Raw genomic sequence first — 15,177 nt, forward strand, 5'->3', positions numbered from 1 at the left:
AAAAAAAAGACAACCTTCTATTCTTTGAATTAATAATCTACTAATCGGACAATCTAAAACTCAAGCATCTTCTAGACTTTAATGAGTAACACCCTATTGCTTTTTTCGAAATATTCGTTATACTGATAAAAATTATTCAAGCATCGATGAGCGGGAGAGTAGTTAACGTGTTCTAGTCCACAGCGAGCCGGGTAAGTGCAAGCCGGTACAGATCACCTAATGAAGCGCACCCGTGAGATGGACTTCAGAACCTAAGTAGGAAGTCCCGGCTGAAGACCGTTATCCTGTAAGGTGGCTAAACATCTGTTTAGCAACGAGAGTGGTACCGCGAGCGCTAAAGCCCTCGTCTCTTTTGAGACGAGGGCTTTTTTGTATTTTTAAAGGAGGGTATAAAATGTTAAGTCAAATCATCAAACACAGTATTGAACAAAGTGTAAAAAAAGTATTCCACACCTTAGAAGTTGCCTACCCAAACGATGTTGCAATTCTGATCGAACAGCCAGCTAATCTAGAGCATGGTGATTATTCCTGCAATATTGCTATGCAGCTAGCCAAACTCCTGCGTAAATCCCCTCTCGTCATAGCAGAGTTAGTAAAAGCAGAAATTAAATTACATGAGAGTTACACGGGTCTTTTACAAAAAGTCGAAGTAGCTGCTCCTGGATTTATTAATTTGTATATGAATTGGCAGGTGTGGGCTAAACATTCCTTTAATCTGCCTGACAGCACGGGGGAGAAGGTCATCATAGAACACACTTCAATCAATCCAAATAAAGCTGCTCATGTAGGTCATCTGAGAAATGCTTGCATCGGCGATGCGCTGGTCAGAATAATGAAAAGAACCGGACATAACGTAGAGGTCCATAACTACGTGGATGATCTGGGCAACCAGCTGGCTGATACAGTCGTTGGTTTATTAAATGTACCTTTAGAAGGGGAACATCAACGTTTCGGTGATTATTGCTGGGATCTATATGCCAAAGTGAACAAAGAATATGCACGGAATCCAGAGATCACTCACAAGCGCACGGATATGCTGCATGCCCTTGAACAGGGTGATGGTAATGAGGCGTGGCTGGGCAATCTAGTCGCTGAACGTATTGTGAGAGAACATGTATCGGAAATGAAGCGTTTTGGTATTCACTATGACCTGCTGGTGTGGGAGAGCAATATTTTAAAAGAGGGCTTCTGGACAGCCGCATCTAAGCTATTGAAGCAAACGGCAGTTTTTGTACAGGAGACTGAAGGCAAGCTTGCGGGCTGCTGGGTGCTAAAACAAGGGACAGAGGTTAGCAGTGGAGCGGATTCAGAGGATCATCAGATGGATAAGGTGCTTGTGCGTTCGAATGGGATTTTGACGTACACAGCCAAAGACATTGCTTATCATCTCTGGAAATTCGGTCTACTATCCAAAGATTTCACCTACAGTGAATTCTCGTCTGGTTTATGGACCACAGGATTAACTGGAACCCCTGAGCCTTATGGACATGCCGACCGTGTTATTAACGTGATCGATTATAGACAGGAATATCCGCAACAAATGGTTAAGCAGGCTTTAGGAGCACTAGGATATAACGAGCAGGCTGAGAAGCTCCATCATGTAAGTTATGGCGTTGTTTCTCTTAGTCCGGCCTCTGCTGCTGAGCTGGGGATAGATGTTTCAGAAGGGAAATCTTCTTATGCCATGTCCGGGCGCCAAGGAATCGGCGTTAAGGTGAGCGATTTAGTAAAGCTTATGGAACAGAACATAGAACATTCGCGCTCCGATAAAGAGGGTCTTTCCAGCCACATCATTGCAGCTGCTGCTATTCGTTATTATCTGCTGCGGTTTAACCTGGGAACGGAAATCGTGTTTGATTTCAAACAGGCTACCGAAATATCCGGTAACACCGGGGTTTATCTGATGTACACCTATGCCCGTGCCAGCAGTGTTTTGAGCAAATCTACAATCCCGTTCAGCACAGATAGCTCAGAACTTCAATGCCCCATCGAAATGGAAAAGGCAGAGCTCGCTTTGCTGAGACAGCTTAGCGTCTGGCAAGAGACATTGTATTCTGCCAGCATAGAGTTAACGCCGAATATACTCTGCACGTACGCGCATACCTTAGCTACACTTTTCAATAACTTCTATTCTATATGTCCGATTTTAAAAGGTGAAGAGGTCACCATCGCCTTTCGCCTCTGGCTCACTTCGAGATTTAAGGACACTTTAGGGGATGTACTTGAAGTGCTTGGGTTACCGACACCGAGCCGTATGTAGTACAAAAAGGGCAATCACCACGCTTATCGCGGTGATTGCCCTTCTTTTATTATCTTACTTATAAATGTCTATCACATTTCCAGCTTCTACGCAGAGACGATCAAAGTCCTCACGTTTGATACGGATACCGCCACTACGGTAGCGATTAAGCGTACCTTCGGCTTGCACTTCTGTACCGTTAACAGTAATCCGACTGTTATCAGAGCCCGTAAGGTGATAAATAAAGTCTACCTTAGTGCCTGCATATTCAAAGCTAAAACGCATTCCGTCCAGCGACTCCGGCAGAATTGGATCGACGATTAAATCTCCGCCTTCCGTACGGATCCCCAGTGCATTCGAGATCAACTGGTTCATGTAGATCCCAGGACCGCTTGAATAGATTCTCCAGCCACCTTTAACCGCTACGTCACCATTACGCAGTTTATCGAAATTCTCCTGTGCCTCGTAACGGGTGTTAAATTTACCATCCGAGCTACTGAAATAAGAGTTAGCCTGACGTAGTTCAGCGTTTGGCACCACGTCGCGGATTCCGATCGGATTGATCGCCGCTAGGCCATTCCAGACCTGATCGGTTTTCCCTAGCTTAGCCATAGCTTCTACATAACGGATGTGTGCATGTACATATTGAAGTCCAATTTCCCGACCAAAGTTAGAAGCTTGCTCCGCACGTTTGAAATGGGTACTTACGCCGCCAACATATTGAGCTGGACGGTTCATCAGACGAACGCCATCTGGACAGAACAGTTTATCTTGGATTACTTCATAGTGGGCTTCGGCTTGTTCTGGTGTCAGCAGCTCACTGATCATGCTGCGCGTCATTGGCAGCAGACGGTATTGGATCCCTGTTTCCGTATCACTTGGATGCACCATAAGCTTCACTTGCTCTGGGTCCTCCATATACAAGAAGCCTGGAATTACCTCAGATTGAAGCATATGTGTGTTGAAATCCTCGCGAATTCCCTCCACCATCGCTTTCAGCTCTTCCGAACCTGCTGGATCAACTTTATGAAGCACTTCTGAGAACTGATTCAATGTCTGATAGGTAAGCGCCACTGTCCAGCTGCTAACCATGTACTGCTTCAGCTGTGGATTAGCCGGTTGGAGTGTATCATCCCAGTCTCCATCACCGTAAGAAGACAAATGCGTGTCATGCAGGAAGTGATTCTTAATATAAGCAACTTCCTTCCGTGCATGATCCAGCAGCGTCGCTTTTTCCTCTGTAAAATCAAAGCTATGCTTGCGAGTATAAGGCACAGTCGCTTGCAAAATACTGTAGTCTTGCGTTACCGCCAAATAGTCTCCAAGCACTTTGAGTGGCCATACAATAATATCTCCATGGCTCTCCTCTTGCTGAATCTTCGTATATTTATCAAACATGAACCACTGTGGCCAGTTACCATCATCTTCATATTGATGAGCATACAGGGTCAGCAATATTTCACGAACCTGATCGTATTTTTGCGTAGCCATGAAGTATTCCACTGGCCCCTGACACACGTCACGGGTTCCCCAAGCAGCGCCGCCGTATTGTTCCAATCCGTGAGGGACTGAATAATGGACAAGCATATTATGTGTATACCACCAAGCTAGAGCATTTACCTTAAACAACTCACCTTCGGACCCATCACCTAACGTCAAGCGGAAACCATTCATAACCCCGCTGTAGAACTCGCGGTATGCAGAAATCTCCTCTTCAGCTGTACGGCTGCTCGATTGAATCTCCTTACCATCCAGAAGACCTTGAATGTTCAATGTCCATTCACTGCTCTCCGACAGTTCCAGAATAGCTAGCGGCGCATCAGACTGGTCAGCATGAGAGACAAGTCTACCTTCATTTTGAAGAGTGAAATCCGCTCCCTGTACCTGGAATTTATATTGCAGATCAGGATATTCTCCTGCACTTAGTGCACTTCTATCAGCCGAGAAGGTTACGGTTCCCTCTTCTTGCTTGAATTGATATGGAAGCTCGTATTCGTTAACGTTCATAGTGATTTGATTAGTGACTAAATAACGATAAGCTTTTCCACTTTCCGTACGTACATTCAGGAATATCTCCGGAGAATCTGCCGTGGTGTAGTTCGTAATAATGAAGCATTCGCCATCTGTTCTGTAATACCAACGGGCATAGTTGAAACCAACTTCGAACAATGAAGGCATGGTCAAGAGGCGATATTCGCCATTCCACTGTACATAGATTCTTTGTCCCGAAGCCTTTGGAATGTTAAGTGCATTTCTGGCATTGGTCATGAGCTTGTTGAAATTGGTATTGCCAATAACGATTTGAGAATTAAATATTCCGTACATATAGGAAGTCGTAGTGATTACCTTATCGTTAAGTCGGGCATTATCCCCACTCATTAGAATATGACCATGAGGACGCTCTACCTTAAGTTCCTTCTCTTTTAATACAACATGCTCATAATTTTCCGTGAAGAAAGACAGAAGCTGGTCTCCCTCTTTTTCCTCTTGATAGCGAACCGGGAACAAGGCTTCGATCTCTTCACTCGTCAGAGAATTTGCAGCTAGTGGTGCTCCCAGCTCTTTCGTCAAGAAAGAACGTTCGAGCGGTGCTTCAGCTACTAAAGGCAACTCTTTTACCGTTTCCCAAGCCGCAGCAACATCATTCGTGAATTCTAACGAGGTAATCGCTTCTGGATGATCTTGCTTGAACAATCCATAAAATACAAACCGGGCTTCTCCGCTCAGCTTCACCCGCTCCGATTGCAGCGCAGTATAAGCGAATTCATATTGATAGATTTCATTACTTAATTGCTCACGGCTCAGGCTTTCTGGTTGATTGGTCTCTTTATAAGACAATCCAAAGAATTGGAAACCATCTGTTGAGAAGCTTGCTGCCTTAGTGATTGCACCTTGCTGCAAATATGGGAATTTGCCACCTTGCGGTTGATTCTGTCTGGAACATACTACATATCCCTTTGACTGATCCTCGAATACGGCGTGGTCAATATACTGTGACAGATAGGCTTCATTACTGCGAACAGCACCGATATCGGCAATGCCCACATCTTGTCCGTACACGAGATCCACATCTGCATCTTTCCCTTTAAGCTTCACGTCCCAGAACCAAGCGCCTTGAGCCGTCGGAGTAAAAATAACCTGATACTCGATATTTTCCGCAGTACCTTCCCAAACCAAGCGGTTTCCAGCCTTACGTACAGTGCTTGAGGAATGAATGCCCAGCAAAGGAACAGATTGAATGCTTCCATTACTATGAATGCGTAAATATAGATTGGATAAGGAGCCATCCACAATGTTAGGCAACAATTGATTGATCATTGTCCGTTCATGAAGAACTTGGAACAGGTCCCCGCTGTTTGTAAAAATGAATGATAAGTCCCCGGCGTTTAAATGGATGTTAGAATTCATAGTAGTAGTCATATTCTTGTATTTCCTCCATTTCGACAGCTAGTGCCGTTTATATTCTACATAATCTAATGCTAAGCGAAAATCTCGTTCTTTAACCTCTTGGCTATTTGGACCCACAAACAATTTGAATTGTCCAGGATCACTGCTAAAGCTTAAATCGCTATGATAGTAACGAAGCTGTTCTTCCGTAAGCGTAAAGCTCACTTCCTTGCTTTCTCCCGGGGAGAGGCTGATCTTGACGAAGTCTTTCAGTTCCTTCATCGGTCTTACGACTTCTCCTGAAATGTCTCGAATGTAGAGTTGCACTACCTCTTCTCCATGCACATTGCCCGTATTTGTCACCGTAACAGTTACCTTAATAGGCTGATCCTTCGTCATTATTACTCCAGAAAGGATCGGTTCACTGTAGCTAAATGTCGTATAACTAAGACCAAAGCCAAATGGCAGAAACGGCTCATTAGGAATGTCCAGATATTGTGAGACATAACGCTTGTCCGCACCCGGTGCATGTAGAGGACGTCCAGTGTTGAAATGATTGTAATAGACCGGAATTTGCCCAACAGATACAGGGAAAGACATCGTTAATCTTCCTGACGGATTCTCGTCACCATACAGTAGACTGGTAATCGCCGTACCGCCCTCGCTTCCTGGGAACCAGGCTTCCAGAATGGCATCCGCATTCTCAATCACACCACTAAGATCCATTGGGCGTCCGTTAAACAACACCACCACAATAGGTTTACCCAGTGTCTTCATACGCTCTAAAAGCTCACGCTGTGCTTCCGGCAAGCGGATATCTGAACGACTTCCAGCTTCTCCGCTCATATCCGAATGTTCTCCAAGCGCCAGCACAATCACATCGGCTTCCAGCGCTGCCGCTTTCGCCTCCAGCCATTGCTCTTCTGTAAAGCTCTCAATCCCGGAGCCTGCTGCCACGGTAACCTTACCTGCAGCTGCACGAGCTTCAAGAGCTGGAGCAAGACGGCTGGCTTCTTCTGTTGAACCCAACCAGGACCATGGTCCAAGAATATCTCCGTTATTAGCAAACGGTCCGATTAGCGCAATCCGCTGCTCTGTCGCAAGCGGCAGAACCTGATCATTCTTCAGTAGAACGCAGGATTTAACCGCTAATTCTCTCGCTGCTGTCCGGTGAGCCTCACAGAAGATCACCTCGCGTTCCTTCTCTATATCTGCCCCACGTAACGGATTCTCAAACAAGCCCAGTCTTTGCTTCAATTTCAAAATACGAAGTACGGCTTCATCAATGATGCTTTCATCCACTTGCCCATCAGCGACAAGAGCTGGCAATTGGTGCACATAACACTCTGTCATCATCTCGATATCCACGCTAGCTTTGATAGCTTTAAGTGCTGCTTCAGTCTCATCCTCGGCGACACCATGCGGGATCAGTTCCTTCACCGCGCCCCAATCTGAGATCAACACGCCGTCAAAGCCCCATTCCTCACGCAGCAGCTGACGAAGCAGCTTAACGTTTCCGCTTATCGGAATCCCGTCAATCGTGTTGAACGAAGTCATAACCATTTCGGCACCCTCATCCAGCGCTGCACGATAGGCTGGCAGGTAATATTCCCGTAGCTGACGTTCTGATAAATCGACCGTATTATAATCCCGTCCGCCTTCGGATAGACCATAGGCTGCAAAGTGCTTAACGCAAGCCGCCACACGACTTACATCACCCGTCAAGTCATTTCCCTGAAATCCGCGTACAAATGCACGGGCAAACCTACCATTCAAATAAGGATCTTCGCCGGTAGACTCCATCACTCTTCCCCAACGCGGGTCCCGAACAAGGTCCGCCATAGGGGCAAAAGTAACGTGTACACCAGATACTGCCGCTTCTTTAGCAGCAATCTCAGCGCTTAGCTCCGCTCGTTCCATATCCCAAGAGCAACCAATCGCCAGTGGCACCGGAAAAATCGTCTTAAAGCCATGCACGATATCGGCCATCATCAGCAGTGGAATACCCAATCTATTTTTACGTAAATGAGCTTCTTGGACGGCAATGACTTGCTCTGCACCCGAAAGTCCAAGTACTGAACCACTGTTCTCAATCATGTGATCCGTAATCCCCATGGATGCCATAGGGCCAGTGATTTGCCCTCCTTCTTCCGCTCCTTCATAGAAATTAGCAGCTAGCTGCTGCAATTGTGCTATTTTCTCTTCAAGCGTCATCTGGTTCAACAGGGACGTCAGTTGCTGGTCTTTCATCTCAAATCCTCCATAATATCTCTTTCTGCAATTGCTCATTGCTCCTAGTTGTACAAGAAATCAAAAGCTGTCTTCAGATGCTCCTCCCAGAATCTCCATTCATGTGTTCCCGGAGTCTCAACATATTGAAATGTATAGGGACTCGCTTGCATATGAGAAGCAAATTCCCGGTTCATCTCCACAAATGGATCTTCCGAGCCACAGCAGGTCAAAATTGAAGGCAGCTTACGTTTATCGTCGACCAATTTAGCCGCTAAAACATACAGATCTTGATCCGGCTTAACTTGTAAGCGTTTTCCGAAAGTGCCTGCCATCTCCCGCGCCATATCCGAAGACATTTGCGGGTCTTTCAATCTTTTCTGAATATCTGTAACGCCTGATAAGGAAACTACTTTGCTGTAACGCTCAGGAAAGGTAAGTGCACATTTTAGTGCCCCATATCCGCCCATCGATAGTCCGGCAACATACGTCTTTTGCGGATCATCATCCAGCCTCATCATTCGGCCACAAAGCTCAGGAAGCTCTTGCGTAACATAGTGGAAGTAATCCAGTCCGTACTCCATATCTGTATAATAGCTTCTTCCTACCTGAGGCATTATGACTGTACAGCCATACTTGTTAGCATACTGCTCAATGGTGGTCAGCCTGTACCATGTGCTAGCATTGTCGCCAGCACCATGTAACAGATAGAGCGTTCCTCCGGTGGTATTGCCCGAATCAACGGGGGAGATGATACTGATGGACGTTGTCATTCTTAAGGTAGGAGAACCAGTCTCAACGGTTAGAAGTGCCATATGTCATCTCCTTACGGAACCTTTTTTAAAATATAAGAAATTATATGCTTACGCTATAAATTATCCTTCTATTTCTCGCTCAAACGCTACCGTCCTTATAAGGACGCCAAAGGCGTTTATGCTTGTTTATTAATCTTCTTGCAAGATCCCCGCTTAACCAAAACAGACTCGAATACCACATGTTTGTTCTCCGATTGTCCCGAAATCAGGTCAAACAGAATTTCAACACTGGCTTTCGCCATATCCACCCCAGGTTGGCTAATCGTATCCAGCGATGGGTGATAGTATTCTGCCATCTCTATACCGTCAAATCCGATGATCGAAATATCATTTGGAATCGATAGACCCAAAGACAATAAAGCTTTGGCAGCTCCGATAGCGATGGTATCTGATGCGGCAAATACAGCGGTGATATCTTTTTTCTTATTAAGCAGTCTTTTCGTAGCCGTGAAACCAGAACTTGGACTGTATTCACAATCCTCTACCAAGGAAGCATCATACTCAATCCCATGATCCTCAAGCGCTTTAATATACCCCATTAGACGACGGTTTCCGGTAGTATGCTGAACCAAAGGAAATCTGGCCAAAAAGCAAATGTTCCGGTGTCCGAGTGAAATTAAATAGCTCACAGCTTTATAAGACTCTTGCATATCATCAATGATCACACTGGAGAATACGGCAGGATCAACATCCTTCGTAGTCGTGATGGTAGTCAAAACGAATGGGATCGGTAATTGTTTGAATTTTTCTTCAGAATGGTCATATGTACCACCCATAAAGATTACCCCGTATAAATTCTTTTCCTTCACAAGCTGAAGAGCAGCATTGATCTCATCCACTCCATCTTCAACATGCTGGATCAGAAGCGGGCAGCCGCGCAGATTCACTTGACGCTCTACTTCTTTGATCATGTCTGCAAAAAACGGATTTGCAATCCCCTTAACCATAAGTGCTATCGTATTAGAACGCGTTTTTTTCAGATTGCTTGCATTTCCATTTGGAATGTAATTATGTTCTCTTACAACAGCCATTACTTTAGCTCTGGTTGCATCGCTTACGACACCGGAGTTATTAATTACCCTGGAGACCGTGGCGATACCAACGCCTGATAGCCTTGCAATATCCTTGATATTCATAATTCCCCCCTGTTTCACCCCTATAATGAGCTCCCCCTGCATCTGATGAAATCAGCTTGGTGGAAACGCATGAAATAATGGGAAACGTTTCCCACGACATCATTTTGACTGTTTTCGGATCTAAATCGCTTAATACGTTCATTATGGACAGATATTTTTTAGAAGTCAACCTATGATTTTTGACTAAAAATGATTTGCATCTCAAATTCGTTTTAAATTTTAATTGTTTTGATGTTAAATAGTAGTCTTTCTGCTTGCATTGACTTTAAAATAAGAATAGAATAGCATCGATTTAGCTATTTAATATCTAGTAAGAGGAAACGTTTCCACATCATTTTCAATCATTTCGACTACCAAACTTCCTAATCCCAGCTTGGAATCTAAGAAAGAGAGGGCTACATTTTATGTTAAACATGACTCGCTTCGAAGCCCAGATCCGCGAACGTGGATTGAATGTGTTCAATGTTCGTGTGCTTCAAAATGGAACGTTAGTGGGAAAAGTGGATCTCGCAGAGGATATTCGGCGCTTGCAGCATTCGGTCAGCAAATCTTTTACATGCATGGCGGTAGGTCTAGCCATCGAAGAAGGAAAACTATCACTAAATACAACACTTAAGGATTTGTTTCCAGAATATGCATTCACTCATAAAGAAGTCCTTCCTTCCATGCAACCTGGGGATTTGACCTTGTTCGATTTACTACGTATGAGTACAGGGCATGATTCCCCACCGTTTTGGGTTGAAGAAAGATTGGCCTTGAAAGATGTAAATTGGATACAACATTATCTATCGCTACCTTTAGACAGACCTCCTGGAGAACAGTTTACCTACAGCAGCGGGGATACCATTATGATCTCTGCAATGGTTCAGGCCAGTGTCGGACAAACCGTAAAAGATTACCTTGTTCCCCGTCTCTTTACCCCACTAGGCATAGAAAACGTCGATTGGGAAACGGCCCCTCAAGGGATCACCCTCGGTTGTGCCGGACTTCAGATCAATACGGAAGAACTAAGCCGATTTGGACAGCTTCTTTTGCAAAAAGGAATGTGGAAGGGACAGCAGCTTATTCCCGCAGCTTGGGTTAATTTTGTTACACAAAAGCAGATCGAAAATAACGGAGCTGGTGATTGGGGCCAAGGGTACGGCTGTCAATTCTGGTTGTGTACGCACGATGCTTATCGTGCCGATGGCGCTCATGGTCAATTCTGCATTGTTGTACCGGATGCTCAAGTAGTAATCGCTATTAACAGTATGGAAGATAATATGCAAGCTATTCTAGACACTGTCTGGGAGGAGATCTGGCCGCTTTTTTAGCGGTGGGCATATGCAAGACAGCCTTCTCACGGGAAGGCTCAAGGTGCCGAGAAAGTCTCGGCACCTTCTTTTCGTATAATTAGGCCAACCCATTTATAGGGTTGGCCTTTTTTGAGAGTAATCAGGGAAAAGCTCCCTGTATTTAGCCGATAATTGCTTGAAATGAATGAAAAGAGGGAAATCCTCCCTAAAAATCGGGTGAATATCTATATCGGCCAACGAATTAGTTAAATTACAGGGAGGATTTCCCTAATTATTAGTCTATTGAGTAGAAAGCTCTGAATTATAGGGAGATTTTCCCTAATTGTTTATCAGAGCTTCAGTTTACTTACTTTGGCGAGGATGCCCTGCACGCAAAAACAGCCCTCCCGAAGGAAGGCTGTTACTTGCCCCGAGCGGGATACAGCCCTTTCGGGCTGACTGCGAAGCTGATCCTATCGATGCTTATGCTCCGACGAACTACCAGGGCTTCTCTTTCCCTGCACGCAAAAACAGCCCTCCTGAAGGAAGGCTGTTACTTGACGTCCCGGAAGGGATTCGAACCCCTGACCGTGCGCTTAGAAGGCGCATGCTCTATCCAGCTGAGCTACCGGGACATATAAGAATTAATGATATGTATTGACGCAACGATATTTATTATACCTTATTCAGCAGAATTTTCAAGATCAAACATTTTGGAAAATAAGTAATCTTAATCCTATTTTAATAATAACGAGGGCATCTTAGCTATTTTCATAGCTTACGGATACCCTCGTATCTACTCCATATTACTCCAGATTCCGAAAATGCTGCTCCAGTTGCTTTTTTAAATCTCCGTATGTCATTAATTCTCTCTGAAACTTGGAACGTTCATCTTCTGGCGTCATAATCATACTGCCTGTAAATGCGCTAGAAGTCACATCTTTAAAAGCATCATGCATATTGTTATCAAACCAATCGGTAGAAGTGTCTGCGTCGTTAGTGAGGATACGGACAATCTCATAGCCTTCTTCGCGCTGATCTTCTACGATATACACCAAAAGCGCAGGATCACTAACAGCACCTGGCAATACACCTACTTCTGCACAAGGCGCACCGTCATACTCCATCATTCTGCGAATTTTGGCATCTTTAATATAATACACCTGTCATCCTTCCCTCCTGGCAAATTCCTCTCTCCCCTAGTGTTCGGATAAGGACATACATTTTATGCCTTCCTTCGGCATATATCTGTATTACTTGGCAAAAAAGTAAGGACAACAATCGCACAAAAAGAGAGGATGAACCATCATGTGCGGAATAACCGGATTTATCCAGTGGCGCGGAGATCTCACGCAGCACTCGCAGTTGCTGGTCAAAATGACTGAAACTTTAGCAAACCGCGGACCCGATGCAGCTGGAACTTGGATTTCAGGTCCTTGCGCATTCGGTCACCGCAGACTTAGCGTTATCGATCCAGAGAACGGTGCGCAGCCTATGATCACCCGCCATGAGGAACAGGTATACGCGATTGTGTACAACGGCGAATTATATAACGCACCCGAGCTTAAACAAGAACTTAAGCAGCGGGGTCATCAATTCCGTACCCAATGTGACACCGAGGTTCTGCTGCATGCCTATATCGAATGGGGACCGGACTCAGCAGAGAAGCTCAATGGGATCTTTGCCTTTGCAGTGTGGGACGGACTTCGGGATCAGGTCTTTTTTGCACGTGACCGCTTAGGTGTGAAGCCTCTGTTCTATAGTAAAGTGGATGACGTCTTAGTTTTCGGATCAGAGCCTAAGGCGCTGCTGCAGCACCCCAAGGTACAGCCAATAGTCGGGCCCGAAGGGTTAGCGGAAATATTTATTATCGGTCCAGCCCGTACGCCAGGACACGGTGTTTATAAGGATATGCAGGAACTTCGTCCGGGGCATGCCATGATCTATAGTCGCGAAGGTCTACGTAGTTACGCTTATTGGAAGCTGGAAAGCGCAAAACATACTGATAATGAAACAGAGACAGCCGCTAAAGTACGTGAACTGCTGCAGGATACGCTTGAACGCCAACTGGTCTCAGATGTTCCTGTCTGTTCGCTTTTGTCAGGAGGGCTGGACTCCAGTGCGCTGACAGCACTTGCAGTGGACTACTACAACCGAAACGGCCAGGGACGAGTGGATACGTATTCCGTCGATTATGTCGACAACGACAAGCACTTCAAGAGTCATACTTTTCAGCCCGGAGCAGATGGTCCATGGATTAAGCGAATGGTCGATGAATTAAATACGAACCATCACTATATCTCATTTGATACGCCAGAGCTTGTAGAAGCACTTGATAATGCGCTGTACACACGCGATTTACCTGGGATGACCGATGTTGACTCTTCTTTGTATTTATTTTGCCGTGAGATTAAAAAGAATGCTACTGTAGCTATTTCCGGCGAAGCTGCCGATGAGATTTTTGGCGGATATCCTTGGTTCCATCGAGAGGAGATGCTCTCCTCGGGCACTTTTCCTTGGTCAGTTGCTCCTAAAATGCGTGCAAGTCTATTATCCCCTGAAGTTAATGAATGGATTCGGCCACTGGAATATTTGGGTGACAGATACAGTGATGCAGTAGCCGAAGTCCCTACATTGGATGGGGAGACAGGTAAACAAGCACAAATGCGCGTAATGTCCTATTTAAACATCACCCGCTTCATGCCTACTTTGCTCGACCGTAAGGACCGAATGAGTATGGGCGCCGGACTAGAGGTACGTGTTCCTTATTGTGATCATCGCCTCGTTCAATATGTCTTTAATATTCCTTGGGAAATCAAGAACCTGAACGGTCGTGAAAAAGGGATTTTACGCAAAGCGCTTGAGGGAATTCTTCCAGATGATGTGCTATATCGTAAAAAAAGTCCTTACCCGAAAACCCACAATCCAGCCTATTTAAACGCAGTACGAACACAAGTATTGAACATTCTAGATGACTCTACTTCGCCAATACTTCCTTTAATCGATGCCGCCAAAATCCGTGAGATCGCCGCTTCCCCAGAATCCTCTACCAATCTGCCTTGGTTCGGTCAGCTCATGTCCGGTCCTCAGCTGTTTGCTTACCTAGCTCAAGTAGATCTCTGGCTGCGTAAATATAACGTCTCCATCCAATAAGCGACAAGCCAAACAGCAAGTCCCCGTATCGGTGGCTTGCTGTTTGGCTTGTATTCGTAATTTTTAGAAATTAAAATTGTCCGGATCCGGACCGAAACGATGGTCTCTGTTCAAATCTTCGATGGCTTTAACATCCTCATCACTAAGCGTGAAGTCAAAGAATCCCGCATTCTCCTTAATTCGATCCGCATGTACCGATTTTGGAATCGTAATTACGCCTTGCTGCAAATCCCAGCGAAGTACAATTTGAGCAGGGGTCTTATCATACTTACCAGCCAGCTCTTTAAGAAGGGGGAGATCTAAGTTTCCTTGCATTAGCGGACTCCAAGCTTCAAGCTGGATTCCTTGCTCATTGGCATACTTCAGCAACTCGCGCTGAGTCAATAGTGGATGGAATTCCACCTGGTTCACCACTGGAACTACGCTAGTGTCCTCGATGATATCCTTCAGATGATGAATCTGAAAATTGCTCACGCCGATAGATTTGATGAGGCCCTCTTTTTGCAGATGAATCAGAGCTTTCCAAGTCTCCCGATACTTTCCTGCCACCGGCCAATGTATGAGATACAAATCTATATAGTCCAGCCCCAGCTTGCGCCGGCTAACTTCGAACGCTTTCAGCGTTGATTCATAGCCTTGATCAGGGTTGCGCACTTTCGTCGTAATAAACAGTTCATCACGGGCCACTCCACATTCACGAATAGCCTGACCTACACCTTCTTCGTTATTGTAACCAGCAGCCGTATCAATACTGCGATATCCAAGCTCCACTGCGGTCTTGACCGCGTGAATAACCTCTTCCCCATCTTTAGTCTGATACACGCCAAGGCCTAGCCACGGCATGGTCACTCCATCATTTAAAGTCGGACCTCCCGAGAACGGTGCATTCAATTCACTCATCGTTTAACCCTCCAAGCTTATTGTTATTTCATTAATCTTACTTA

General features: G+C 45.3%; 9 protein-coding genes, 1 tRNA gene and 1 other annotated feature. Of the genes, 3 read left to right on the forward strand and 7 right to left on the reverse strand.

Going from position 1 to position 15,177, the window contains the following annotated elements; all coding sequences use genetic code 11:
* Window positions 1-137 precede the first annotated feature (137 nt).
* Window positions 138-354, forward strand: a binding site (T-box leader).
* Window positions 355-394: 40 nt separating this feature from the next.
* The gene (locus tag ACWNM1_RS18140) at window positions 395-2,260 is read left to right on the forward strand and encodes an arginine--tRNA ligase (RefSeq protein WP_449602078.1); all 1,866 of its coding nucleotides are present in this window, start codon (window positions 395-397) and stop codon (window positions 2,258-2,260) included.
* A gap of 54 nt (window positions 2,261-2,314) precedes the next feature.
* On the opposite strand, the gene ACWNM1_RS18145 is transcribed toward ACWNM1_RS18140, so the two are convergent.
* The 4 genes from ACWNM1_RS18145 to ACWNM1_RS18160 form a co-directional block, all read right to left on the reverse strand.
* On the reverse strand, window positions 2,315-5,659 hold the full coding sequence (locus ACWNM1_RS18145; RefSeq protein WP_449602080.1) for a GH36-type glycosyl hydrolase domain-containing protein: 3,345 nt from the start codon (window positions 5,657-5,659) through the stop codon (window positions 2,315-2,317).
* 27 nt (window positions 5,660-5,686) lie between these two features.
* Window positions 5,687-7,876 carry a beta-glucosidase BglX gene (gene bglX, locus ACWNM1_RS18150; RefSeq protein ID WP_449602081.1) on the reverse strand — a complete coding sequence of 730 codons (2,190 nt, stop codon included), beginning with the start codon at window positions 7,874-7,876 and terminating at the stop codon, window positions 5,687-5,689.
* Between the two features lie 44 nt (window positions 7,877-7,920).
* On the reverse strand, window positions 7,921-8,670 hold the full coding sequence (locus ACWNM1_RS18155) for an alpha/beta hydrolase (RefSeq protein WP_449602082.1): 750 nt from the start codon (window positions 8,668-8,670) through the stop codon (window positions 7,921-7,923).
* A gap of 116 nt (window positions 8,671-8,786) precedes the next feature.
* The gene (locus ACWNM1_RS18160) at window positions 8,787-9,806 is read right to left on the reverse strand and encodes a LacI family DNA-binding transcriptional regulator (RefSeq protein WP_042191311.1); all 1,020 of its coding nucleotides are present in this window, start codon (window positions 9,804-9,806) and stop codon (window positions 8,787-8,789) included.
* Between the two features lie 404 nt (window positions 9,807-10,210).
* On the opposite strand from ACWNM1_RS18160, the gene ACWNM1_RS18165 reads away from it, so the two are divergent.
* The gene (locus tag ACWNM1_RS18165; RefSeq protein WP_449602083.1) at window positions 10,211-11,119 is read left to right on the forward strand and encodes a serine hydrolase domain-containing protein; all 909 of its coding nucleotides are present in this window, start codon (window positions 10,211-10,213) and stop codon (window positions 11,117-11,119) included.
* Window positions 11,120-11,641: 522 nt separating this feature from the next.
* Here ACWNM1_RS18165 and ACWNM1_RS18170 read toward each other — a convergent pair.
* Together ACWNM1_RS18170 and ACWNM1_RS18175 are read right to left on the reverse strand one after the other, a co-directional pair.
* A tRNA-Arg gene (locus ACWNM1_RS18170) sits at window positions 11,642-11,715 on the reverse strand.
* Between the two features lie 171 nt (window positions 11,716-11,886).
* The gene (locus tag ACWNM1_RS18175) at window positions 11,887-12,243 is read right to left on the reverse strand and encodes a hypothetical protein (RefSeq protein ID WP_076286059.1); all 357 of its coding nucleotides are present in this window, start codon (window positions 12,241-12,243) and stop codon (window positions 11,887-11,889) included.
* 145 nt (window positions 12,244-12,388) lie between these two features.
* On the opposite strand from ACWNM1_RS18175, the gene asnB reads away from it, so the two are divergent.
* Window positions 12,389-14,233 carry an asparagine synthase (glutamine-hydrolyzing) gene (asnB, locus tag ACWNM1_RS18180; RefSeq protein WP_449602084.1) on the forward strand — a complete coding sequence of 615 codons (1,845 nt, stop codon included), beginning with the start codon at window positions 12,389-12,391 and terminating at the stop codon, window positions 14,231-14,233.
* Between the two features lie 63 nt (window positions 14,234-14,296).
* Here the strand turns inward: asnB and ACWNM1_RS18185 are convergent, their stop codons facing one another.
* Complete coding sequence (locus tag ACWNM1_RS18185; protein ID WP_076286057.1) at window positions 14,297-15,133, reverse strand: aldo/keto reductase; 837 nt, start codon at window positions 15,131-15,133, stop codon at window positions 14,297-14,299.
* Window positions 15,134-15,177 lie beyond the last annotated feature (44 nt).

It is taken from the genome of Paenibacillus sp. Marseille-Q9583 (assembly GCF_976954365.1).